The organism is Limnoraphis robusta BA-68 BA1, assembly GCF_034932365.1.
In the GTDB taxonomy this organism is placed as follows: Bacteria; Cyanobacteriota; Cyanobacteriia; order Cyanobacteriales; family Microcoleaceae; genus Capilliphycus; species Capilliphycus robustus.
Map to the genome: position 1 here is coordinate 25,069 of NZ_JAYGHR010000089.1, position 22,849 is coordinate 47,917.

At 39.8% G+C, this 22,849-nt stretch carries 22 protein-coding genes; 14 read left to right on the forward strand and 8 right to left on the reverse strand.

Going from position 1 to position 22,849, the window contains the following annotated elements:
* Positions 1 to 121: 121 nt before the first annotated feature.
* The 5 genes from VB836_RS26000 to VB836_RS26015 all read left to right on the forward strand — a co-directional run bounded on the left by VB836_RS26000 (position 122) and on the right by VB836_RS26015 (position 4,029).
* A complete protein-coding gene (locus tag VB836_RS26000) occupies positions 122 to 1,045 on the forward strand; it encodes a glycoside hydrolase family 19 protein (RefSeq protein ID WP_323223879.1) in 924 nt (307 codons plus the stop codon).
* A 106-nt stretch (positions 1,046 to 1,151) separates the two neighbouring features.
* On the forward strand, positions 1,152 to 2,141 hold the full coding sequence (locus VB836_RS26005; protein WP_323223881.1) for a glycosyl hydrolase family 17 protein: 990 nt from the start codon (positions 1,152 to 1,154) through the stop codon (positions 2,139 to 2,141).
* A gap of 50 nt (positions 2,142 to 2,191) precedes the next feature.
* Positions 2,192 to 2,329 (forward strand): 3D domain-containing protein, encoded by a 138-nt coding sequence (locus VB836_RS30415; protein WP_407659770.1) that lies wholly within the window; start codon positions 2,192 to 2,194, stop codon positions 2,327 to 2,329.
* Positions 2,330 to 2,458: 129 nt separating this feature from the next.
* Complete coding sequence (locus VB836_RS26010; RefSeq protein ID WP_323223883.1) at positions 2,459 to 2,869, forward strand: CAP domain-containing protein; 411 nt, start codon at positions 2,459 to 2,461, stop codon at positions 2,867 to 2,869.
* Between the two features lie 80 nt (positions 2,870 to 2,949).
* Positions 2,950 to 4,029, forward strand: coding sequence for a glycoside hydrolase family 64 protein (locus VB836_RS26015; RefSeq protein ID WP_323223885.1), 1,080 nt, complete (start codon positions 2,950 to 2,952; stop codon positions 4,027 to 4,029).
* A 275-nt stretch (positions 4,030 to 4,304) separates the two neighbouring features.
* On the opposite strand, the gene VB836_RS26020 is transcribed toward VB836_RS26015, so the two are convergent.
* Positions 4,305 to 5,396 carry a CHAT domain-containing protein gene (locus tag VB836_RS26020; RefSeq protein WP_323223887.1) on the reverse strand — a complete coding sequence of 364 codons (1,092 nt, stop codon included), beginning with the start codon at positions 5,394 to 5,396 and terminating at the stop codon, positions 4,305 to 4,307.
* Between the two features lie 262 nt (positions 5,397 to 5,658).
* Here VB836_RS26020 and VB836_RS26025 point away from each other — a divergent pair, with 262 nt between their 5' ends.
* A complete protein-coding gene (locus tag VB836_RS26025) occupies positions 5,659 to 6,000 on the forward strand; it encodes an RNA-binding protein (RefSeq protein ID WP_323223889.1) in 342 nt (113 codons plus the stop codon).
* Between the two features lie 29 nt (positions 6,001 to 6,029).
* Here the strand turns inward: VB836_RS26025 and VB836_RS26030 are convergent, their stop codons facing one another.
* A complete protein-coding gene (locus VB836_RS26030; protein WP_323223890.1) occupies positions 6,030 to 9,722 on the reverse strand; it encodes a WD40 repeat domain-containing protein in 3,693 nt (1,230 codons plus the stop codon).
* Positions 9,723 to 10,195: 473 nt separating this feature from the next.
* Between VB836_RS26030 and VB836_RS26035 the strand changes: the two genes are divergently transcribed.
* From VB836_RS26035 to VB836_RS26045, 3 genes are all read left to right on the forward strand, one after another.
* Entirely contained in the window at positions 10,196 to 10,366 is a 171-nt protein-coding gene (locus VB836_RS26035; RefSeq protein ID WP_323223892.1) for a hypothetical protein, read from the forward strand.
* A gap of 214 nt (positions 10,367 to 10,580) precedes the next feature.
* Positions 10,581 to 11,984, forward strand: coding sequence for an NCS2 family permease (locus VB836_RS26040; protein WP_323223894.1), 1,404 nt, complete (start codon positions 10,581 to 10,583; stop codon positions 11,982 to 11,984).
* A 33-nt stretch (positions 11,985 to 12,017) separates the two neighbouring features.
* The gene (locus VB836_RS26045) at positions 12,018 to 13,226 is read left to right on the forward strand and encodes a NupC/NupG family nucleoside CNT transporter (protein WP_323223896.1); all 1,209 of its coding nucleotides are present in this window, start codon (positions 12,018 to 12,020) and stop codon (positions 13,224 to 13,226) included.
* Between the two features lie 103 nt (positions 13,227 to 13,329).
* Here the strand turns inward: VB836_RS26045 and VB836_RS26050 are convergent, their stop codons facing one another.
* The 6 genes from VB836_RS26050 to VB836_RS26075 form a co-directional block, all read right to left on the reverse strand.
* The gene (locus tag VB836_RS26050) at positions 13,330 to 14,877 is read right to left on the reverse strand and encodes a mercuric reductase (RefSeq protein WP_046276941.1); all 1,548 of its coding nucleotides are present in this window, start codon (positions 14,875 to 14,877) and stop codon (positions 13,330 to 13,332) included.
* Between the two features lie 66 nt (positions 14,878 to 14,943).
* Positions 14,944 to 15,381, reverse strand: coding sequence for a DoxX family protein (locus VB836_RS26055; RefSeq protein WP_082172426.1), 438 nt, complete (start codon positions 15,379 to 15,381; stop codon positions 14,944 to 14,946).
* Between the two features lie 116 nt (positions 15,382 to 15,497).
* The gene (locus tag VB836_RS26060) at positions 15,498 to 15,905 is read right to left on the reverse strand and encodes an ester cyclase (RefSeq protein WP_082172425.1); all 408 of its coding nucleotides are present in this window, start codon (positions 15,903 to 15,905) and stop codon (positions 15,498 to 15,500) included.
* Between the two features lie 57 nt (positions 15,906 to 15,962).
* Positions 15,963 to 17,267: an NAD(P)/FAD-dependent oxidoreductase gene (locus VB836_RS26065; protein ID WP_235440941.1), complete on the reverse strand. Its 1,305-nt coding sequence runs from the start codon at positions 17,265 to 17,267 to the stop codon at positions 15,963 to 15,965.
* A gap of 587 nt (positions 17,268 to 17,854) precedes the next feature.
* On the reverse strand, positions 17,855 to 18,544 hold the full coding sequence (locus VB836_RS26070; protein ID WP_046279237.1) for an ImmA/IrrE family metallo-endopeptidase: 690 nt from the start codon (positions 18,542 to 18,544) through the stop codon (positions 17,855 to 17,857).
* Entirely contained in the window at positions 18,545 to 18,883 is a 339-nt protein-coding gene (locus VB836_RS26075) for a helix-turn-helix domain-containing protein (protein WP_323223900.1), read from the reverse strand.
* Between the two features lie 263 nt (positions 18,884 to 19,146).
* On the opposite strand from VB836_RS26075, the gene VB836_RS26080 reads away from it, so the two are divergent.
* The 5 genes from VB836_RS26080 to VB836_RS26100 all read left to right on the forward strand — a co-directional run bounded on the left by VB836_RS26080 (position 19,147) and on the right by VB836_RS26100 (position 22,840).
* On the forward strand, positions 19,147 to 19,407 hold the full coding sequence (locus VB836_RS26080) for a hypothetical protein (protein WP_323223902.1): 261 nt from the start codon (positions 19,147 to 19,149) through the stop codon (positions 19,405 to 19,407).
* Positions 19,408 to 19,499: 92 nt separating this feature from the next.
* Positions 19,500 to 20,204, forward strand: coding sequence for a hypothetical protein (locus VB836_RS26085; protein ID WP_323223905.1), 705 nt, complete (start codon positions 19,500 to 19,502; stop codon positions 20,202 to 20,204).
* A gap of 93 nt (positions 20,205 to 20,297) precedes the next feature.
* Complete coding sequence (locus VB836_RS26090; RefSeq protein ID WP_046279233.1) at positions 20,298 to 20,678, forward strand: hypothetical protein; 381 nt, start codon at positions 20,298 to 20,300, stop codon at positions 20,676 to 20,678.
* Positions 20,679 to 20,719: 41 nt separating this feature from the next.
* Complete coding sequence (locus tag VB836_RS26095) at positions 20,720 to 21,703, forward strand: coiled-coil domain-containing protein (protein WP_046279232.1); 984 nt, start codon at positions 20,720 to 20,722, stop codon at positions 21,701 to 21,703.
* 60 nt (positions 21,704 to 21,763) lie between these two features.
* Positions 21,764 to 22,840: a coiled-coil domain-containing protein gene (locus tag VB836_RS26100; protein ID WP_323223908.1), complete on the forward strand. Its 1,077-nt coding sequence runs from the start codon at positions 21,764 to 21,766 to the stop codon at positions 22,838 to 22,840.
* Positions 22,841 to 22,849: the final 9 nt, after the last annotated feature.

A 22,849-nucleotide genomic window follows, 5' to 3' on the forward strand; every position in this document is an offset into this window, starting at 1 on the left:
GTAAAAAACTAACCGATGGGTTAGTACATTCCTTGAGTCGAGCGCTGTACAGTGGTTTTGTAGAGAACCAGCAACAGTAGCCTAAAAGCTTAGTTGTTCAACCTATAAATTGAGGATGTTTATGTCTTGTACAGTCGGCAGATCTTACATTATTAAGTCTGGAGATGAGCTTTACAAAATTGCCGAGCAACAATTAGGTGATGGTAATCGTTGGCGTGAAATTCAAAAACCAGACGGCAGCCCAATGACAGATAATGATGCCAGCAATTTGCAAGTCGGTCAGGAAATCTGTCTTCCCGGTTCTACTACTCCCCCTCCGTCGCCCGGTGGTAATGGTTTTGCAGGTCTGATATCATCTCAGACTTATGAAGCCATGTTCCCAAACCGGAACGCCCTCTACACTTACGACAGTTTAGTGAGTGCAACCAAGCACTACGGCGAGTTTTGCAACTCCGGCTCAGATGAGCAACGCAAACAAGAAGCCGCCGCTTTCTTAGCAAATATTGCCCACGAAACAACCGGAGGCTGGGATACTGCTCCCGGTGGACGTTTTGCTTGGGGTTTACACTTTATTGAAGAACAAAACCCGACCAGTCAATACTGTGACCCATCAAATACCACCTATCCTTGTGCGCCAGGTCGCTCCTATTACGGTCGCGGTCCAATACAACTGTCCTGGAACTACAATTATGGTCAAGTCGGTCAAGCTTTGGGTTTAGACTTGCTGAATAACCCGGACTTGGTTAAGACCGATGGAGAGATTGCCTTCCGAACAGCTTTGTGGTTTTGGATGACCCCGCAGCCACCCAAGCCTTCTTGTCACGAAGTAATGACTGGCGGTTGGACACCCTCTGCCGATGATGCCAGCAAGGGACGTGTACCCGGGTTTGGCATGACTATTAATATTATCAATGGTGGTCTTGAATGTAGTATCCCTACCAATGATAAAGTTCGCGATCGGGTGGGTTTCTACGAGCGTTTTACCCAAATGTTGGGTGTGAGTCAGGGCGATAATATCTACTGCGATCGCATGGCGCACTACTAAAGATTCTGTTGAAAAAAGTTTTTGGAAACTGTTCTAAACGCACAGCTAAAAACTTAACTATTACTGTGGCTACAGAATACATTTCAATCATTGAGGAAAGTATTTTATGTCTGAATTTCTGGGTGTGGCTTTTAGTCCTTATGTGGGTCAATGGACAGGAACGCCTCCAAATGCCAAAGTTCCCCTTTGGAACTCATACAGCCAGCAAGATATTATTCGGATGCTGGAAATCATCGCACCTCAGTTCAATAAAATCAGCACCTACAGCATGGGTTATGCAGGATATTACCCACCAACAACGCCTTGGAATCAGCTTGATTCTAACTGTTTTGTTGCTATTGCTGCGGCACAGTTAAATCGACAAACAGGCAGAGTTGCGATTGAAGTTGCTCAGGGAATATATCAGCATGATAATCCAGCACACCAACAGTTAGAAATTGAAGCGGCTTTTTCTGCGGTTTCCGAAGCGAATAGTCTTTATCCCAACACGGTAACTTCATTAGTTTTTACCAATGAATATGTCACCGATGCAGAGAAAGCAAATGTTGTTAACCAGATGATTGTGACGAATAAACAAAAAGCTCACAATCTGGGTGTTAAAGTGGGTGTTCGTTCCCATACTTTTGGAGAAATCGCCAATCCAAACAGCCCCTATTACACTCAGTTAAAAACATTAATCCAGAATTGCGATTTTATCCAATGCAATCTTTATCCGGCTACGAACACTGCTACCCCAGCCGACGGTGTAAATCAAGTGGGTCAGGCTTTTTATCAAATCAAAACTGCGGTTGCAAATATTAATCCCCAGTGTGAAGTAATGATTGGCGAAACGGGGTGGCCATCAGAGGGAATTAGCTTTAACAACACAAACAATAATGTGGCAAACCTCCTCGCTTATTATCAAGCAATTGACAAGTGGGCATTTGAAAATCGGGTAATAACTTACTTGTTTGAAGCCTTCGATGAACCTTGGAAAAGCGATCGCAATGCTCAAATTCCCCCAACCAACCCCTGGCAAGGACCCAATGGCGCTGAAGGGCATTATGGGCTTTGGTATCTCAACCAACAGGGTGAGTATATGCAGAAGAAAATCTAACTACAAAAAAGGAAAAGTTAAGTTATGTCTACTCAACAAACCTATTGGTATTGTGGGATAGAAGGGAAGTTCCCGCAACGGCGTTAGATAAGGGTACGGCAGTTATAAACAACAAGATTGATATCTTTGTTGATACTGTTAATGAGGCGATTAATTTGGGTAGAAAGCCTGTTAGTGTAATCCTTTGATTTCGCCTCCAAACTTATCTTTAGGCGGATTAATAATCCCCAAAAAGTTCCCGATTCTGCACTTAAATTTTTCCAAATTCTCAAAACTGTAATCCGTTCACAACATTAGTAATTAGGAGATTGTTACCAATGAATCCACAAGACATTATGCGGGTTGTAGAACTCACAAATATTCAGCGTTCTCAAGCGGGTTTATCACCGTTAAAGTTTAATCCAGTGTTAGGAGCAGTAGCCCAAAAACATACTGTAGATATGGCATTAAATGACTTTTTTAGTCATACAGGTTCAACGGGTTCTAAAATCGGCGATCGCATTAATTCAGCAGGTTATCAATGGTCATATTGTGCGGAGAATATCTACGCTGGTGGCTCAACTCCAGAGCAAGTTGTAGAAGGATGGATGAACAGTGATGGACATCGCAAAAATATTCTGAGTCCTGATTCAAAAGAAATTGGTGTTGGTTATTATTTTCTAGCCAATGATACTGGGGAAGTTAACTACAAACATTATTGGACACAAGTTTTTGCCTCGCCAAGATAACGACCAGGGAAAAGCCTTTATAGCCAAATATTTGGCTTTTCCCAATCATTACAAACTCGCTTCTTAATTAGGTAAACCTGATGAAATTTTCATTCACCAACAACACCAAAGGACAGTATTCCTCCGAACAAATTTACTTTGTCATTCTCGGAAAAAATTCTACGGGTCAATTTGGTCATGTAGACAAAAATGGTAGTTTAATTCCCTGCAAAGAGAGTGATAACGATGCGCCCGGTCATTTGACTAAAAATGGACAAAACTGGTGCAATTATTTACATAAACTCAGTGAATTACCGGAAATAGAAGTTGGTCAAATCAATTCGGGTCGCGCATATATTGGTCTCGGTTCACCAGTATATTTGAAAATTGTTAACAATGGATATGGTTTTGTTGGCCCAAATACAGCCAATCCATCTGACCCCAATACAGACGTTTATTTTGATTGGCTAGAATTTACCATTGACGATGCTGGTTTTCACGGTAATACAACTCAAGTCGATCAGTTTGGTTTTCCAATGACCATTGAATTGATAGGAACCGATGGAGTTTCAAAAAAACTGGGAATAACTGAATCTAGAAGTATCTTGTTCAGTGAGTATATGAAAAGCGTCCCCGCCGAGTTTCAATCTCTGGTTCAGCAACCCTACAGAATTTTAGCACCTTTTAAAGGCAGTTTTGCTCGGGGTCAACAAGACGAAAAATACTTTGATAGTTACATTGCTGAAATGTGGCAATATTATACGTCAAATCCACTGGTTTTTAGCACCCATGAGGGAACATTTACAGGAAAAGTAGAAGACAATGTTTTCACTTTTACAAAGGATGGTGATGTGAATACGAAATATAAGATTCACTATCCCACTTCTTGGGAAGTTTTTGAGTGTGCGGGAGTATTTGCTCAAGGAAATGCGATGGAAAAGGTGATTCAATCTCAGGTTAGCGCTATGTTCAACAGGCACGTATTGCGTAGCCCAGAAAATCGGTGTAATCCCCAAGAGTATTATAAAAATGCTCCGGCTAATTACTATGCACAGTTCTGGCATCTTCACAGCATAGATAATAAAGCTTATGGATTTCCCTTTGATGATGTCTGCGATCAAAGTACCTTGCTTGAACATCGTGACCCGAAAGAATTAAAGGTAGTTATCAGTTGGGATTAATCACCACCAATATTGGGATTTTATGAACAAAAATCAACCCGAAATTTACGATTGACAATAAAGTTTGTCAAAATTCTAGGATGATCCTGACCAATTGCAGCATATTTCAATGACAGTAATCTCAAAGAAACTCACCTCAAGTCTTTTATTAATCCCATTAGGAAATAGAAGTTGAAGTGAGTTTAAAGTAACTCTCATCTTAACTTTTTTTTGGAGAAAAGCATGAACACCTTAGAATATACGTTACGATTTACCTCAGATTCTCTGCAAAGTGTTTAATTCACTAAGCCTAAAAGTTTGTGCCAATTCTCACCTAACCAAGCAGTCGTTTTAGCGACGTGTGGCTGAAGTTTCGCAACAATCGAAGCAAACCCTTCGGCTTTTTTGGCATAATCAAAAGCTCTATCTAACGCTTTACCGACCTCATCTTTATCGGGTTGTGGCTTATTGATTTCTTCCTGTGCATCTTCAAAAGCGTTGTCAATTTTACGACGATCTGAAGTTTCTAACTTCGCCAATATGTCCTGTAAAGCGTTGAGTTCTGCTTCTATGTTAACGCTTGCAGGTGCAGGTAAACGATTAGTTTTTTGATAATGCACCTTTGTAGCATTATTGTCTCCCGTTATGATTGCACCACCAGTGATATCATTACCGACAAAAACTGAACGATCTTGTCCGACTTTGCGATCGCCTATTATGATTACACTATCTTTGGCACGACCCCCGACAGAAACCGAACTCTCTTGTCCGCTCTTCTTATCATTTTTCACACTATTATCTTTCTCAGAGTTTACTGGTGTCTGATAACGCCGTCGCCTAAATTTAATCTCGGGGGTTAAAAATTCTGGAATCCCTTGTAAATCAATGGAGGTACAACCCATTTGAAAACAATCTTGATAATTTCTTCCTGCGGCTAAAGCAGTATAAAATCCGATGCTAAACTTAATCGCCGCTTGATCTCCAATGGCTTGATTCATTCCCACGACGCAATCAATATGTTGATGAATTGCTGTGGCTTGTTCCTCGCTGTAGCAGGCGTTGAGTAAGACACATTCAATTTGTTCTTGAAACAAATCAAATAGCTTTGCTAAAGCTTGTGTACTGACCAGTTTCATTTGTCCAGAATGATCTTCGAGGGCTAATCCATCACTACCCGAACCATGTCCAGAAAAGTGGACAATTGTTGGTTGATGATTGGACAGAAAGCGAGTTAAATCATCCACTCGTACCGCAGATTCAGTAATGATTTTAAAATCATCTTGATTGGGAGAGAGTTGCAGTGTATTCTTGATTTCTCGCAGTTCTTCATCTAAGCGCAGATGACTTGTATTTTTGGGGTTTGCAGAGAGGATAAGGATCTTTTTCACGATGTCATTTAATACCAAATCCGGTTCGATCAGCAGCTTAACAGATTAAGTACATCTGAGCCAACAAATATATTGACAAACGAATCGGGTATGGGATATTCTAATTTTAGATAAGAGTGCCATGATTTCCTATATGTTAGGAAAATCTTTTTGATTTAAAGGCAATAGGAAACAATAAATTAGAAAGTTCTAATTTTTTATCTTGGTGTTGCATCTATTTTTGTAAAAGTTTAAATTTTGTTTCATCATAGGTCTTAAAAGAATGATTAAAGTTAGTGGCTTACCTGTTAATATTACTAAATCGGATCTGGATGAACTTTTTAAGATCTACGGCATAATTCAAATTAATAAAACTTCTCTTATTCTCAAAATAGAAAAGGATGAAACATGGGCTTTTTTAGAGCTAAATGAAAATGAACAAATTGCTATTGAAGAACTAAATCATAGAAAGCATACAATACAGGGTAAGGAATATACTATTTATTTTACTGCTGTTCAAGAGATATCATTTGATCAAGAGATATCATCTGATAAGCCGGAAGACACTCAGAAGCCGAAACAGCCTGTGGGGTGTGGTCAAACAAACGAGGATGAAGGCTGCTAACAATAGCGAAATATAGAGCAATATATCTATCAATTACATAGTTTTTTTGAACTTTTTAATGAAGTTTGCAAATAGTCGCGGATATGGCTGCATCCTTTTTCTAGTAACCCTTGTAAACTCATATCGGACACATCCCAGAGCAAAACAAGTTGATCTGCACCCGTAGAAGCCAACCATTTGCTATCGGAACTGAATCTTACACTATTCACAATAGCTTCGTGTCCCGCCAGCGTTGTGATTAACGTTCCATCCGATTGCCACAATTTAATGGTTTTATCGCTACTAGCAGAGGCGATGATTTTTCCATCAGGACTAAAGGTGGCATCAAGTACCGCAGCAGTATGTCCCGTCAGTGTTTTGATTAACGTCCGATCCCGTCGCCAAAGCTTGATGGTTTCGTCATCACTAGCAGTGACAATCCTTGTCCCATCAGGACTAAAACCAACAGACCTAACTGTACTTGTATGCCCTTTCAGCGTTTGGAGTTCTTTACCTTCAGAACTCCACAATTTTGCATTATCATCGCCAGAGCCAGTGGCAATTTGTCCATCAGAAGCAAAAGCCACACTCAATACTCTCCTGCTATGCCCTTTTAGGGTTATAAGTTCTTTTCCGTCTAAACTCCAAAGTTTCACTGTTGCATCAGCACTAGCAGAGGCGATGGTCTGTCCATCATTACTAAAGCTAACGGAAAAGATATTATATTCATGCCCTTCCAGCGTTTTCTGGAGTTGTCCGTCTACATCCCAAAGCTTGATTGTTTTGTCATTGGCACCACTAGCAATGATGTTTCCATTGGGACTAAAGCTAACCGCATTAACCTGACTTTGATGCTCTTTCAAAGTCAACAGTTGTTTACCTTCTCGACTCCAGATCCTCACGGTTCCATCAGCGCTTGCACTGGCAATTCGTTTATCGTCTGGGCTAAACGCAGCATCCATCACATTGTCTTGATGTCCAGATAAAACAGTCAACCCGCTTCGGTTTACTTGCCAAAGCTTTGTGATACTATCGTTACTGGCAGTGGCAAGTATTTGTCCATCTGGGCTAAAAGTGACGCTGGGAATTTCTCCCTGATGACCTACCCAAGTATCCAGTAATCTAACATCTTTACCATTTCGCACCCAGAGTTTTATAGTTCCATCCGCATTACCAGAAGCAATTGTTTGTCCATCTCTACTGACGCTAACACTCCATGCTTTAGGATGTTCAAGGGTCTTGATAAGTTCTCCCTCTCGACTCCAAAGCTTCACTGTTCCATCTCTACTGGCGGTAGCAAACATCTGACCGTCACCGCTAAAATCTACACTCATAACATTACCTAACTGTTTGTCGATAGTTTGAAGTAGTTTGCCATCCTGACTCCAGAGCTTTACGGTTTGATCATCACTAACCGTAACAATCCCATCCCCTTTAGGACTAAAACTCACCTGTCTGACCCGATCCTGATGTCCCGTCAGGGTATGAAGCAATTGACCATCCATTCGCCACAGTTTTACGGTTTTGTCAGAACTGGCAGAGGCGATAATCTCTCCATCCGGGCTAAAACTGACGCTTATAACCCCCTGATCATCGTGAGCTTGAATCATTCGTTTCAAATTTCCGTTGCTGTCCCAAAGCCTAACTGTTCCATCCCAACTTCCAGACGCAATTATCTTGTCATCAGGGCTAAAACGAACGCTCGTAACCGGTTTTGTATGCCCTTCTAAAGTTTTATTAAATAGGCTTCCATCCCGCCGCCACAACTTGACGGTGTTATCATAGCTGCCTGTAGCCAGCATCTGACCATCTTGGCTAAAACTAACACTCTGAATCCAATTTTTATGTCCTTCCAAGCGGTTTTGCTCTCTCACCCAACTCACAGACTGTGCCAAAGTGCTGAGAACACTAGCTTGGAGTTTTGGGTCTTTACTACCCCAAGGTAGTCGTTGCAAACGCTCTCCCGCCTCTAGTGCATGAATCAAAGCGTCCAAAGAATTTCGGTTCACTTTGAAATCAGCTTGTGAAGATTCCGTTGCAGCTTCAATTAAAGCGATTTCTGCTTCCCTCCATTGATATGCAGCAACAATAGACAAGCTAACAAACACCACCGATGTAATAGAAGTAATTAGGAACAGACGCTTTCTACGTTTCTCCTCTTTTTTCAGTAAGCGATCGCGCAGTGCTAAACTAACTTCAATAAACTCTTGCTCCTCCGAACTGATATCCTCTCGGCGTTGTTTGAGATTCTCTTCGGCCTCCGCTAACGCAGCACCCCGCAATAATCCCCCTTCATCCCGTTGCGTTTGTTCCCATTGATACATTGCTGCTCTTAATCGCTCTTGCCAAGTGCGAAAGCTGCGGTCTGTATCCATCCATTGTCGCAGTTCACTCCAATTGCGAATTAACGCTTCATGGACAACTTCTACTGTTTCTTGGTAGGCTGCATTTCGACTGGTAACAACTAATCGCGCATCAGCCAATTGTTTGACTAAAGACCAACTAGCACCAGTTAATTCCACTTTTGTTGCGAGTCTGCGGGTATCTTCGGTTCCTTCACCGGGACGTACTAATTGGATAAAAATTCGCCGCACCTGTTCTTTTTGAGCGGTACTGAGCTTGCTATAATTCTCATCTGCATGACGAGCCAAAGCGCCTTGAACCTGACCAATTTCTTCATAAGCTGCATGGGTTAATTGTTTACCTTTTCGCCGTTTCCACAACTCCGTTAACGCAAACTCCAACAAAGGTAAATTTCCCGGTTCATCTTCGACATCATCTAATATCCGTTCCCTCAATCCCGCTTCAAAGGTTACTCCCAATTTCTCAGCAGGCTTAACAATTACTTGTGAAAGTTCCTCACGGTTCATCGGCCCCAACTTAATATCAGCATTTTGCAACACATCTGCAAATCGACGATAGGACAAAGCATTTCCCAGAAAATCCGCTCGCATTGTTGCAACTAACACATGAGAAGATTGGGATTGAGAAGAAGATAATTGAAAGCTGGTTAATAATATATCGAGAAAACGATAGCGAGTTTTCTGTTCCGCACACAAGGTATAAAGTTCTTCAAATTGATCGGCAATCAACAATATTCTATGATTGGGATAATTTCGTTCAATTTGGGATAAAACGTCTTGAAGAAGAACTGAACCCTCAACAAAATATTCGGCTAACTGACGGGCTTGACGCATTTGTTCAGTTGCATTTTTATCCGGTTCATAAAGTGGAACGAGCGACTCAGCCAAAGCATGAAAAGGATCTGAACTGGGACGGAAATGGGTAAACTTCCAATAACCTTCTTTTTGTAGTTTTGGTACTAACCCAGCCATAACCAATGAAGACTTTCCGCTTCCTGATGCACCTAAGACGGGTATAAAATTACGGGTTTGAGTTGTAGTGAATAGTTCTTGTATAAATACCTCACGTCCAAAGAAAAACTCCGCATCATTGGGGCCAAAGTGAAACAAACCGCGATAAGGACAGGGTAGATTTTCATCAGTCGTATCCGTAGATTCAATCGGAATTACTGTTTTACTTTCATGGTAATAGTAATTGGTGATGGTAATCGTAGCCGTATTGCGATCGCCGGGAATAATGATGCTTTTGTTTGCATCCCGGTTAATTGTTACACTGCGGTCATCTTCAGAATAAATGTTATTATTAGTTGCCCGATTTCCTAAAACTGTACTTGGATCTCCTTCGATAATAATCTTTTGATCTTCTTGTTCTTCTGGCATATAAAAACCTAATTTTAATTAGCCTCTGTTTACTCATCTAAAACGAAAAACCCTGAGTTGAAGATTAAGTACCACAGCACCGCAGATAGTTATAAAAAGACTGTCGAGAAACTCGGCAACAGTTCTCATAGCTCGGGAAAGTTGGTTGAGAAACAACGGTTCTATCCCTGCGCCTTGAATTATTGCTGGATTATCTATAGCAGTACAAAATTCGGTTAGGACATTTCTACATCCTAGAATCCTTTCATAGTCTGCTGTTGCCTGTTCCCTGTTCCCTGTTCCCGATTCAAGTAGCGCTATAGCAGTATAACATTAGCTCCCCCTTTTTGAAGTACAAAAGTATAAAGCACTGCTCTTATGCTGCTAAATTTTCGGCATTGTAACATTCGGTTAATTAATCGTGAAAGTAGAGATGTACCCCATAGGTATGTCTCTACATCAATAATCAAAAATCATTTTATTACCCAAAAAGGATGATTCAAACAGTCAGCTTCACCACCTCACCCCAATTGCTCATCGAATCTGAGGAAACTGTTTCCTTACACAACTTTAGCCTGAATCCAACACCAACCGCATCAGGAACAACTGTAATCGTTAGTAGCCCGAACTTGTCAGAATTTGATCTCAATCTCATTGAAACCTAAGGCGGTGAACTTTATTTTAATTTTTTACCCCTTCAGATGTTTGCTTAAAACTCGTGTCCTTCCTATTAGTCTTGATATTTTCTAGTCTATCATTTTATAGATGAAGTGACCAGTAAAAACCTCTTTTTCTAAAAATTTTGTGATAGATTATGAAAAGGGATTGAGGTTTGATATAATCACAAAAGATCAAAATATATTGAGGGAGTCAGTTTCAATGAGTTCCGATCATTATCCTCCACCGAACCCAAGCTTGAAAAGTAGGATTACTCGTTATTTTAAGTTTGAACAATTGACAACGAATTTTCGCACCGAGACGTTAGCCGGAATAACAACGTTTATGACGATGGCTTATATTTTAGCTGTTAATCCTATGATTTTATCAGATGCAATTTATCTTAATAAGCCCGGTGATTTATTTGATCAATTAGTTGTCGCAACCGGAATTTCTGCGGCGATTGGTACATTAATGATGGGATTATTAGCCAATTATCCCTTTGCACAAGCGCCGGGAATGGGACTGAATGCTTTTTTTGCTTATACTGTTGTTTTGCGGTTAGGAATTGACTGGAGATTAGCATTGAGTTCAGTGTTTATAGAAGGATTAATTTTTATTGGATTAACCCTCAGTAATATTCGCCGCCAGATTATTACCGCAATTCCAATGTCCTTAAAAAATGCAACCGCAGCCGGAATTGGTTTATTTATTGCTTATCTTGGATTAGCGAGTAATATTGAAACAGGGGGTGCTGGAATTATTGTGGCAAATGAAGTCACCAAAACTGCCTTTGGAAGCTTAAGAGAAGCACCAACTTTAGTCGCAATTGCTGGAATTTTTGTCACGTCTGCTTTTGTGGTTCGTCGTATTAAAGGCGCTTTATTATGGGGGATTTTAGCCACTGCAATTTTAGGCTGGATTTTAGGCGTGACTCCTTGGCCCCAAGGAATTCTTGAAATTCCTCCTTTTCCGACTGAATTATTTGCACAAGCTTTATTCGGAGTTTATAACCTGAATGCTGATAATTTTTTAGATTTTTTAGCGGTGACATTTGTGTTTTTATTTGTTGATTTATTTGATACGATTGGCACGCTCACAGGTGTCGCAATGAAAGCAGGTTTTATTGATGAAAATGGCGAACTTCCCCGGGCAAATCAAGCGTTAATGGCGGATGCTATTGCAACAACTTCAGGCGCGATTTTAGGCACTTCTAGTGTTACCAGTTATATTGAATCTGCGGCGGGTGTAGCTGAAGGGGGACGAACAGGATTTACTGCTGTAATTACGGCGATTTTGTTGGGGTTATCTATTTTTTTTATTCCGCTTTTACAAGCCATTCCCGCCTATGCAACAACGCCGACATTAGTGATTATCGGTGTATTGATGTTATCTAGTATTTCCCAGATTAATTGGCAGGATTTAGCCGAAGCTATTCCCGCTTTTTTAACGTTATTCACAATTCCGTTAACCTTTTCAATTGCTGAGGGTTTATCCATAGGGTTTATTAGTTATCCTATTCTCAAAACCTGTCAAGGAAAAAGCCACGAAGTTACTTTAGCGACTTGGATTTTAGCAAGTGTTTTTGTGGTGCGGTTTGTGTTTATGACGCTACGCTTCGGTTAATGTTGTTTCAGAACTATTCAGAGAGTTAATTAAATGGAAAGTTTCATCTCACTATTTGGCATTTTTGTGTTTATTGGGATTGGTTATGCCATCTCAGCGAACCGTAAAGCGATTATCTGGCGTCCTGTTATTTGGGGAATTGCGTTACAATTTATTGTCGCTGTAGTTATTCTCAAAATTCCCGGTACTTATTTAGTTTTTGATGCTATTGGTGCAGTTGTTACCCAGTTTTTAGACTTTACCGTTGAGGGGGCTAAATTTGTCTTTGGCGAAAACTATGAAGAACACTTTTTTGCCTTTAAAGTTTTACCGACAATTATCTTTTTCTCCTCTTTCGTTTCGGTTTTATATTATCTCGGCATCCTTCAACAAATCGTTAAAGGAGTTGCTTGGGTGATGCTAAAAACCACAAAAACATCGGGGGCGGAATCTCTTTCTAATGCGGCGAATGTGTTTGTCGGAATGACAGAAGCACCGCTTTTAGTGAAACCCTTTATCAACACCATGACTAAATCAGAATTAAACACCATAATGACGGGAGGTTTTGCCACGGTTGCGGGGGGAGTTTTAGCGGCTTATGTATCTTTTGGAATTTCCGCGAGAGACTTGATTTCTGCTTCGGTAATGGCGGCACCCTGTGCGTTAGGAATCTCTAAATTACTCTATCCTGAAACCGAAAAACCTGAAACCGCCGGAAAGTTAGAATTAAAAGTCGAAAAAACGGCTACAAATGTCGTTGATGCGGCGGCGGCGGGTGCTATCGAAGGCGCGAAACTAGCGGTTAATATTGCTGCGGTTATTATTGCATTTTTAGCGTTAATTGCCTTTTTAAATGCCATATTAAGTTGGTTTGGGGGATTGTTTGGTTATCCTCAACTTTCCTTTGATTTAATCTTAGGTTGGGTATTGTATCCGATAGCATTACTCACAGGTGTTTCTTGGAGTGATGCGAGTCAAGTTGCAGCGTTAATTGGCAAGAAAATAATATTAAATGAGTTTATTGCTTATGTTGATTTAGCAGCACTTGTTAAAAATAATCTGCTTTCTGAACGTTCAATTAGAATTGCAACATTTGCCCTTTGTAGCTTTGCAAATATTGGTTCAATTGGGATTCAAATTGGGGCTTTAAGTGGGATTGCACCTCAACGCCGTAGTGAACTCGCAGAGTTAGGAATTCGAGCGATGATAGGTGCAGTTTTAACCAATTTAATTGTTGCTGCAACGGCAGGATTTCTGTTATAATGAAAGGCAAAAGGCAAGAGGCAAAAGTGATAACGGATTACTGATCACTGTAATTGGGTTTTAGATTTGAAAAACGGTGATTGAATTCTAATGAAAATAGTTTTTAACGTTGCAAACTTAACCAGATTGTAGTCAACTTTCTCACCCATTCTTTCAGCCAAGTAAAGCGATATTGATCGGCTGCTTTGCGAATCACTTCCGCTTGCGTTGGATAGGGATAAATGGTATTTCCCAGAGTTCCTAATCCGAGATTTCCCACCATTGCTAAGGTGATTTGATTAATCATTTCTCCAGCGTGAGCGGCTACAATTGTCGCCCCTAATATTTTATCGCTACCATGACGAACATGAACTTTCGCAAACCCATTTGTTTGTCCATCAATACAGGCTCGATCTACATCACTTAAGGCTACATAAAACGTTTTCACTCGTTCCGGTTTTGCCAGAATTTCAGCTTCCGTGATTCCAACGTGAGCGACTTCAGGATCAGTATAAACACAAGACGGAATAATCAAATTACTGAGTTTTTTTCGCCCAATTCCCAACACTGAAAACAAAGCATTTTGAATGACAATTCTCGCCGCCGCATCCGCCGCATGGGTAAATTTAGACTGCATACAAACATCTCCAACCGCATAAATATTAGGATTAGTTGTTTGTAAATAATCGTTAATAATAATTCCAGTTTTGGGATCAGATTGAACCCCAACCGCTTGTAAATTTAAGCCTTTAATATTCGGTTGTCGTCCAGTGGCGACAATAATCTGATCAACAGTCGATTTTTGTTCAATTCCTGATACTTCATAAAACAGCGTTTTTTCTCCAGGTTGAGTGGAAATTTGCTTAATCTCAGCATTTAAAACAACATTTATTTTTTCTTGAGCAAATACCTCTTGAATCAGATCTGAAACTTCAGGTTGGGAATGTTTTAAAAGTTTAGAACTTCTTTGCAATAAAACAACTTTTGAACCTAAACGTTGAAAGGTTTGAGCTAGTTCACAGCCAATATAACCCCCACCAATAATCGCTAAACGTTCAGGACGTTCTGTTAAATAAAATACAGTTTCATTCGTCAGATATCCCGCCTCTTCTAAACCCTCAATTTGAGGGATAGTAGGATGAGAACCTGTTGCAATAACCGCTTTTTTAAATCGCAGTTTTTGTCCAGCTACATCAATTGTATTTTGACTCAAAAAATGAGCTTCTCCGAAGAAAATATCAACTCCAAATTCTTCTGTAAATCTCTTCGCAGAATCATTTGAACTAATTTCAGAGCGCACTTTTCGCATTCGTTCCATCACGGCTGAAAAATCGACTTCCACCCCTTCAGGAACCCGAATTCCGTAGTCAGAAGCTTGAGACACTGTGGCGGCTATTCGCCCAGAACGAATTAATGATTTTGAAGGAACACAACCGACGTTTGTACAGTCTCCCCCTAATAAATACTTTTCAATTAATGCAACTTTTCCCCCTAATAAACCTGCGCCTGCTGCTGTTACTAATCCGGCTGTACCGCCGCCAATTACAACTAAATTATAACAGCTTGCGGGTTGAGGGTTTTTCCAGTTCGAGGGATGCAAATTTTCAACTAAAGTTTGATTGAATTCATCCATCGGAGAAACCCTAACAGGCTGAGTCTCAAACTGAGTCATTCTTCTTTCAACCTCTAAAATAAAACGATTTCTATCGTTAAAAATTCCCGGATATTTTTCAAGCAACTATTGGCTGCGGGGTAAACCCGGAATAATAGAAGCTTGTTGGGGATTATCATCAAATTTAGTATACCAATAAGCCCAAGCAATTAAAACCCCTTGAAAGGGAAGCCTTATCGCCTGAAACCAAGCCCCATCAGGAATCCCATCAATATGAATGTGATTCACTGCCATATTAATATTAGCAGGAAAAACGGCAATAAATAATGCAATAATTCCCCAAGCAGCCAATTGAGAAACGGGAGGGATTAACAATCCAATTGCGCCGAGAATTTCAAAAAAGCCGCTAATATAAACTAAAGCCGCAGGTGCGGGCAGAAAACCGGGTACAATTCTAATAAAAGGTTCAGAAACCACAAAATGTAGAATTCCTACACCTCCGAGAGTAACGGCTAAAATAACTCGGAGTAATTCTTTGTTTTTTTGGATTGATTCCATTCTCATGATTTTTAATTTAAAATAACTCAATTTATCCGTAAACAACCCGGTTAATTGGCGATTAAGAGTTTCATGTTAAAGTGAACTTCAGAAACCGGGTTGATGATTAGTGAGATAAAAACTCAGGTTGAACTTTTTTCGAGCCATCCTTTTTTGATGGTATTCCCTTCCAACTCAAAAATCGTAATTCCAGTCAATTCAATGGGTTCTCCCTTTGAAATTTCCTTGGAAAATCCATTGTTTAAACCCTTAATTTTCCAACGAGTTACTACTTTTTGATTGTAAACAAATAGATCTTCTATCAAAAATTTAAAATTGATGATGTCTTTTCTAAACTGTTTAATCAAGTTCATCAATTTTTCTCTGCTTTCTATGGGATTTCCACCGCAGTATAATGTACAATTTTCCGACACCAATTCATTGATAACTTCCAATTGACCTGCATTCCAAACTCGATTCCAAAATCGCCGGACAATCGCCTCATTTACGACTTTTGCACTTAACCGTTCTAACTCTACCATAGATGTCATTGTTTTTTTCCTTTAACTTACAACAAAAAACGAAAATATTATTCTTTATGTCTTGACTTAACGGGAAACTTTCTGTTTAGATGGACTGGGTGGAGCGTGATCATTAAAAATCTCATCCATTATCCAATCTACTGTAGCTTTAAAATTATGAATCGGAGTCGGTAAGAGTTCTAAATAAGTTCCCTGACGAATTAAATGAGCGGGTTGACCTGCTATCAAAAATCGCTCAAATAAATTCGCTGCTGCAACTTCGAGTCCTAACTTGAGTAATGTACCTCGCAGCTTAATTTGACTGGGTTCAAGTGGTTCATTTGCAGCCAAAGCCATGAGATTATTAGCAATGGCAATACCTTGTTGATAAGCCACTTGAGCCGTTGGGGGTAAAGCTTCATCCAAAACTGCACTATCTCCCCCAACAAACACCTCGGGAAACTCTCGTAATTGTAATGTCGGTGTGACTCGCAAACGGCTTTGTTTATCGCGTTGTTCTGAAGAAATTTGTAATGTTTTACTCAACGGATGAACCGCATTTCCCGCCGTCCAAATGACAGTTTCAGTTGCTAATTTTTGCGGTTGATTATTTTGCTGATATTCCACATATTGAGGGGAAACTCGGCTAACTTTTGCCTCGAGTTGCACTTCTACAGGAACCACTCGCTGTTTTAAGGCGGCTTGGGCTTTTTCTCGTAGATGAACGTTAATATCACCTGTAAGAATTTCAGACACCATATCCAGAATAATCACTCGCACTTCTGAAGGATTTCCCCCCAATTGACGATACCATTCTGGTAGCCAGTCTGCTAACGTGCTGGTAATTTCAATTCCTGATGGCCCCGCACCGACAACAGCAACAGTAAGAAGCTGATTCCGTATCATTTCATCTTCGGTTTGTGTGGCAAGTTGCAAACGTTGTCGCAGGTGATTTCTTAAAGCGATCGCATCCTCACCATCCCGAAATGCCAAGGTGTTTTCTTTCGCTCCTTCTATGCCAAAATAACTGGCAACACTCCCCAAACCTAAAACTAAATTTTCATAGGAATATCCCAAACCTGAAGAGAGTTTTAGTTGACGTTTTTGCAGATCAATTTCCTCCACACTTCCTTGAATATAGGTGATATTACCACAGTCTAAAAGTTCTTCATAACGAGGTAAAACTTGATCAACTTCCATTTCCCCGCTTAAAACTTCATAGAGTAAAGGTTTAAACACAAAACGTTCTTTCGGATCGATAAGAACTGTTGGTCGCGAATAGTTATGATGACACAAATGCAAAGCCGTAAACAAACCTGTGAACCCTGCACCGACAATTGCCGTTGTATAATGTTCGCTCTTTCGAGAATTATCGTTTGAGTTAATCATCATTTGTCTTTTTAATTAAAAATTTGGCAATCAACATCTGAGTCAGTGGGGATTTTGTTCAAAAGGTTTGATTGACAAAATCGCACTCTAATCTCAAATCTACTAAAGACAAAGTGCTTACATTATAAAATCTATTTTCCGAGACTAAAAAAGGCACCCTGACCGCTCCCAAATGAGCTTAAGCTAAAAGTATTCAATTTCTCTTCTATTGTAAAACACACATTTTGTATTTTGAACCAAATTTTATTGATTTCTAACTTTAGGAAGACTTGGGCTTTTGAACTCGACTCTCTCTTGAGTTATTGTGTGTAAGTTTTTCTCTCTCTCTCGATAGAGATTTATATCATAGTTTGTTGTTGATTCAGTAATCATAATTCGGGATTAATTAGATACAAAATTGGTTCAAAATTTTGATTAGGGAGAATATTTTTTCGTTATAGTTATTTAAAATTAACGGTTTTCCACGATATATTAATCTCACAAACACCCTGAAGCAACTTTGTTTAAAAATTTATTTATTTTGTAGGGGCGGGTTCAAAATAGATTTATTCATCTCACAAACAATCTGAATAAACCCGCCCCATCTCTCACTACCCAAACAAACGCTGCTGATTTTCTGTTACCCCTTGACCTCGATAAATTTTTCGAGTGCCTTTAGGAATAGTAATCCAACCTAAATCTTGCAAGCGATTGGTCAGATTAGAAATCGTGACGCCCAACTCATCACGCAGTTTATATAAATCTGTCCATTTTGTTAGGTCTAGCCCTTGTTGTTTCTCTTCTAATATATGTTGGGGCATCAACAAACAACTCGCAAAATATTGGGCTTGCCATTCTATTGAGGCAATTTTTGAGTCATAAGCTGAACCCCGACAGACAAAAGGTTGATCAGAATCCGTTGGTTTTGTTCCATATTCTCCTAACTGCAATTCCAATTGTTTAACCTCACCATCGACTTCATCTTGATTGATGTGTAGAACCCAATGACCGATTTCATGGGCGATGGTAGACTCAATAAACCCTTGGGGTTTTTCGAGGATCTTTTCGTTAATTTCAATGGTTCGTTCAGTCGGTAAAATACGGGCAGCAATTTCGCCTTCTTCATCAGGAGAAATGCAATCCCAAACGACTCCTAAATCCAGAAAATCAGCCACCAAAGACGACTCAAACGGCCACTGGGGAGCAACATTTGACTGAGTTTGCATTCGGGTGAGAATATCCTGCGCCCGCCGTTCAATTGATTCTTTGGGATAATAACGGTATGGCTTTAGAATACTCACTTATTCAGTCTCCTGAGCCGCATCAAAAATCTTTTTAGCAAAGCTCGGATTCTCCTGCAATCTACGGAATAAAGCCGTTATTTCTTTGTTATTTTGCTTGAGCAAACTCTCATAATGCTGCGGAATTCGACCCGCTAAAAAGATTAATTCCTCCTCGTCTATACCGAGATTTCGCCCCAGTCCCCGAATGACCTCCTCTTTGGGGGGGTAGTCCGCACGGTCATTTTCGAGCTTCGATAGGTAGGTAAAATCAACCTTGAGTAGCGCCGCAAGCTGTCGTTGGGAGTATCCCTTGTCCTTGCGGGCTTGACGAATCAGTTTTCCAAATGTTTGTTCCACGGTATTTCCCTCCTATGCTCGATCTTATGCCAGTTTGATGAAAATTTCAACTTGTAACTTGACGATTGAATCAACATTGGCTAATATGGGAGTTGTTGACCAAAAATTCAACATTAATCTCAATCCTCCTTTAGAGTTGAAACTTACGTCAATTCTAACGGTACTCTAAATCAGGTGTACTCCCGTTGAGATTAAAGGATGTGAAGAATCATTAAAAATGCAAACACCGTAATTGCTTGAAATTAAGAGGAGCATGAACCTCTATGCTGAGAACTTGGACGGATACGCATTACAAATTAGACGACGAAGATTGGATGTATATTGCTGCTCACGAAGAACAAGGTTCAGCGTCTCTAGTTTGTCCAGGATATGCCCGAGATGGTGAAGGTTTTAGCATTCATTTTACTCCTGCTCATACAGAAATGCTGGAAAATTTGATTGCAACCTTACGAATCATTAAAGCACAACAAGAGACTTTGTATACCTATCCTGAACCTAAAACTCAAAGCCATTTGATTAGATAGTTCAAGGCTAATCCTTCGGAGAGAGAGAAAATAAATTCCTCAACTCAACATCAACAATTGTAAACGAAAAACCAAAAAAAAGGAAGATGAAAATGTCAAAAATGCCTGATCATTTTAACTTTTCTGTCTTTGGGGCAAAACATAAAGAAGCCATCCTGGTTCCCGAAATGCCCATCGCCGTTCGTAATAACTGTCAGTCTGGCAAATGGACAATTGGTGATGAAGAATATAACTCCAAATGTTCGATGACCATTCTCAAATTTAGCAAATATTTCGGGAGTCTTGGTCAAACTCAGAATTGTCTTTGGGGTCAAATTTGGTTCGTTGCAGAATCCGGCGATCTCCCGCAGGGCGTGGTGATGGTGACTTATATCAAAAGTCGCAGCTTGAATGATTTTAACCGTTTAGTTGCCTCCGTTCAAGCCCGAGGAGTCGAACCAGCAACCGGGATTTTTATCCCTGAATTTACCAAACATTCTGGTCAAAAGCCCGATGAAAGTGGTACTTTAAAACCAATCAATTACTATTCGTTGAAATGGTCTTGGCAGGAACGAACAGATTGGTCAGTTGTTGAGCAAGCGGCGGCGGTTCTTTCAGATGAAAGTAACTTGTCTCGGATGATTGATTTAGAAGGAACAAAGTCAATGGTTTGTTTGGATAATTTATCGCCTCACGACATTGCTTGTTTGATTGCGGTTCATAGCCAAGCCAGTGATCCGGAAGAACTTGCCTTAAATTCGAGTCGAGAAATGGTGCTTCCACCGGCATCAGAAAAAGTTCCGGCTGAGGTTTCTTAACTGCTGAACTAACAGGAATGGAGGATGCAATTATTTTTGTGTTCCTCCTTTCCTGAATCTGAGTTTTTAGTTCAGAGTTAGAAACATTAAACCATGAAAAACTTTCTGAAGTTAATCCAAAAAACCTCGTCCCCTTCTCCGGTTGTGAATCAACATGAACTCAGTGATCGGATTCGAGAAAATGCCGTTTACGATTTAGAAAGTTTGTGTGCAGATTTTCAACATATGCAGATGCTTGTTCAATCTGTTCAACGAAATTATCAGGCGGTTTTAGAAGAAAATAAACGCCTAAAATCAACGCTGAAAGATTTGGTTAATAACTGTTATTGTTGGCCCGGAAATCGTTGCGATCGCTGTCAACGCATTGTCAACTTACTTCTACGTGAAAATACGGAGGAACCCTCAAAGCCTGTATCCGATCACCAAGAAATTATCGAAAAACTACGGAAGCGGCAGTCCCAGATAAAAGCGTAAAATAGAGTCAACCCTGTTCAATATTTGAGGTCAAGTGCAAAATGCAAACTACAATTCAAAATAGCAAAACTCAAATCATTGTCAAATTTCAGCAAATTTTAGAACAACGAAAAAAAGTTGATTCTAAAATCGCTACCAAAGAAGAAGAAGCTGAAAAAGAAAAAGGTAAACAACTGCTTGAAAAAACATCAGCCTACACCGTTGATAGCATTGTTAAAAGTTTAGCAGATTTACAGCTTGGTTTTGGCAACACGATTGTTGAAATTTCTGAACAGCTTAAAACAGAATCTTCTAAACTCGATGAACTGAAGCGATCTATTGAAATCGAAACTCAACAGCTTCAAGAGTTACAAAAAATTCGCGTAGTCGCTGATGCGTTGTATTTGTTGAGTCAAGAACATCAGGAAAAACTGAATTTACTCAATCAAAATGCAACCCTGCGTCAAGAAGCTTTGGATAAAGATAAAATCACCAAACGAAAAGCTTGGGAAAAAGAACAACAGGAGTTTGAAGCCACCGTTCAACAACAGCAGGAAGAACAAACGAAAGTTCGTCAGCAAGAAGAGGAAAATTATAACTATGAACTGGAAAAGACTCGTAAAATTGAACAAGATGAATACGAAGAAACACGCCGCAAGTTAGAACGAGAGTTAGCTAATAACGCTCAAGAGAAAGAAAAAAATTGGTCAGAGCGTGAGGCGATCTTAGAGAAGAATAAAGCGGAATTTGAGGCTAATAAAAAGAAAGTTGAAGGCTTTGAAGAAGAACTGAAAAAAGCGCATAACAAGGCGAAGGAAGAAGCGATTCAAGAAGCGAACCGAGAAGCGAAAGTTAAAGCGGATCTATTTGAGAAAGAATGGGAATCTAGTAAACAAGGCTATGAACTACAAGTAACTTCTTTAGACGAAACCATTCAACGTCAAAATGAACAAATTGCCGATTTATCCGCTCAGTTACAAGCCACAATGAAACAAGCACAAGATTTAGCGATGCGTGCTTTTGCGAGTTCTTCGAGTCAAAGTTAAGTAGCCACGAAATTAATTGAAAACCATCAAACCTCAACCTAAATTAAACGGAGAAAAACAATGGCAAAAGTTAGCGATCGCAACACCAAAGCAGAAATTTTAGCCGCTTATCAAGAGTTAGAAAATGAAAAAGCTTCTCTTGAATCTCAATTTAAACAATCGAGTAATGGTAACAGTAATGGCAATAATGGTAACGTTGTTTATGAACCGATAAAAACTTTAAATTCATCATCCTCGAATCAGCCTAAAATGCAGCAAGTCCTCGAAAGTTTAACGCTGCTACAATCAGGTTTTGGCGGTGCAGTCAGTGAGTTATCTGAACAGTTAACCCGTGAAGCGACTCAACTGCAAGAACTTAAAAAAAATGTAGAACTGGAGTTAGAAGAACTCAAAACCTTACATAGTTTAGAAGACGTTAATGATGAAACGTTAGATGTTTTGGTTCAACGCTACGAAGAAAACGCTAAGACATTTACGGAAGAACTCACCCAACAACAGGACACTTTAGAACAACAATTTCAAGAACAACAAAAAGCTTGGCAAAAAGAACAGTTAGACTATCAAAAAGCCACTCAAGAACGCAATGAAAACTACAAAACCAGTCAAACCCGAGATGAAGAATCCTATCAGTATGACTTACAGCTTAAACGAGATTTAGATCACGAAGAATATGAACAGAATCAACAAACGTTGTATAAACAGTTAGAGGAGTTGCAACAACAACAGGAAAAACAATGGGAAGAACGGGAAAAAGCCTTAATTGAGAAAGAAAAAGAATATGCAGATGTGAAAGCAAAAGTAGAGGAATTTGCCCAGAAGTTAGAAGATAATATTAAACGGGGTAAAGAAATCGGGCGAAATATTGGTAACGCTCAAGCCAAAATCAAAGCCGACTTATTCGCTAAAGAAGTCGAAGGACAAAAACAATTCTTTGAACTGCGGATTAAATCTCTCTCTGAAACGATTAAAAATCAAGAAAACCGCATCCAAAACTTATCCAAACAACTTGATTCTGCCCTCAAACAAGTTCAAGATTTAGCGGTGAAAGCCATTGAAGGCAGTTCCAACGCCAGTTCATTCCAAGCCATGAAAGACATTGCGATAGAACAAGCCAAAAACCAACAGAAAGGCAAGTAACCTCACCCC

Excerpts from the sequence above, each read along its gene's own strand:
- VB836_RS26000 (WP_323223879.1), top strand. The coding sequence starts at position 122 with ATGTCTTGTACAGTCGGCAGATCTTACATTATTAAGTCTGGAGATGAG.
- VB836_RS26005 (WP_323223881.1), top strand. The coding sequence starts at position 1,152 with ATGTCTGAATTTCTGGGTGTGGCTTTTAGTCCTTATGTGGGTCAATGG.
- VB836_RS26010 (WP_323223883.1), top strand. The coding sequence starts at position 2,459 with ATGAATCCACAAGACATTATGCGGGTTGTAGAACTCACAAATATTCAG.
- VB836_RS26015 (WP_323223885.1), top strand. The coding sequence starts at position 2,950 with ATGAAATTTTCATTCACCAACAACACCAAAGGACAGTATTCCTCCGAA.
- VB836_RS26025 (WP_323223889.1), top strand. The coding sequence starts at position 5,659 with ATGATTAAAGTTAGTGGCTTACCTGTTAATATTACTAAATCGGATCTG.
- VB836_RS26030 (WP_323223890.1), bottom strand. The coding sequence starts at position 9,722 with ATGCCAGAAGAACAAGAAGATCAAAAGATTATTATCGAAGGAGATCCA.
- VB836_RS26035 (WP_323223892.1), top strand. The coding sequence starts at position 10,196 with ATGATTCAAACAGTCAGCTTCACCACCTCACCCCAATTGCTCATCGAA.
- VB836_RS26040 (WP_323223894.1), top strand. The coding sequence starts at position 10,581 with ATGAGTTCCGATCATTATCCTCCACCGAACCCAAGCTTGAAAAGTAGG.
- VB836_RS26045 (WP_323223896.1), top strand. The coding sequence starts at position 12,018 with ATGGAAAGTTTCATCTCACTATTTGGCATTTTTGTGTTTATTGGGATT.
- VB836_RS26050 (WP_046276941.1), bottom strand. The coding sequence starts at position 14,877 with ATGACTCAGTTTGAGACTCAGCCTGTTAGGGTTTCTCCGATGGATGAA.
- VB836_RS26055 (WP_082172426.1), bottom strand. The coding sequence starts at position 15,381 with ATGAGAATGGAATCAATCCAAAAAAACAAAGAATTACTCCGAGTTATT.
- VB836_RS26060 (WP_082172425.1), bottom strand. The coding sequence starts at position 15,905 with ATGACATCTATGGTAGAGTTAGAACGGTTAAGTGCAAAAGTCGTAAAT.
- VB836_RS26065 (WP_235440941.1), bottom strand. The coding sequence starts at position 17,267 with ATGATGATTAACTCAAACGATAATTCTCGAAAGAGCGAACATTATACA.
- VB836_RS26080 (WP_323223902.1), top strand. The coding sequence starts at position 19,147 with ATGCTGAGAACTTGGACGGATACGCATTACAAATTAGACGACGAAGAT.
- VB836_RS26085 (WP_323223905.1), top strand. The coding sequence starts at position 19,500 with ATGTCAAAAATGCCTGATCATTTTAACTTTTCTGTCTTTGGGGCAAAA.
- VB836_RS26090 (WP_046279233.1), top strand. The coding sequence starts at position 20,298 with ATGAAAAACTTTCTGAAGTTAATCCAAAAAACCTCGTCCCCTTCTCCG.
- VB836_RS26095 (WP_046279232.1), top strand. The coding sequence starts at position 20,720 with ATGCAAACTACAATTCAAAATAGCAAAACTCAAATCATTGTCAAATTT.
- VB836_RS26100 (WP_323223908.1), top strand. The coding sequence starts at position 21,764 with ATGGCAAAAGTTAGCGATCGCAACACCAAAGCAGAAATTTTAGCCGCT.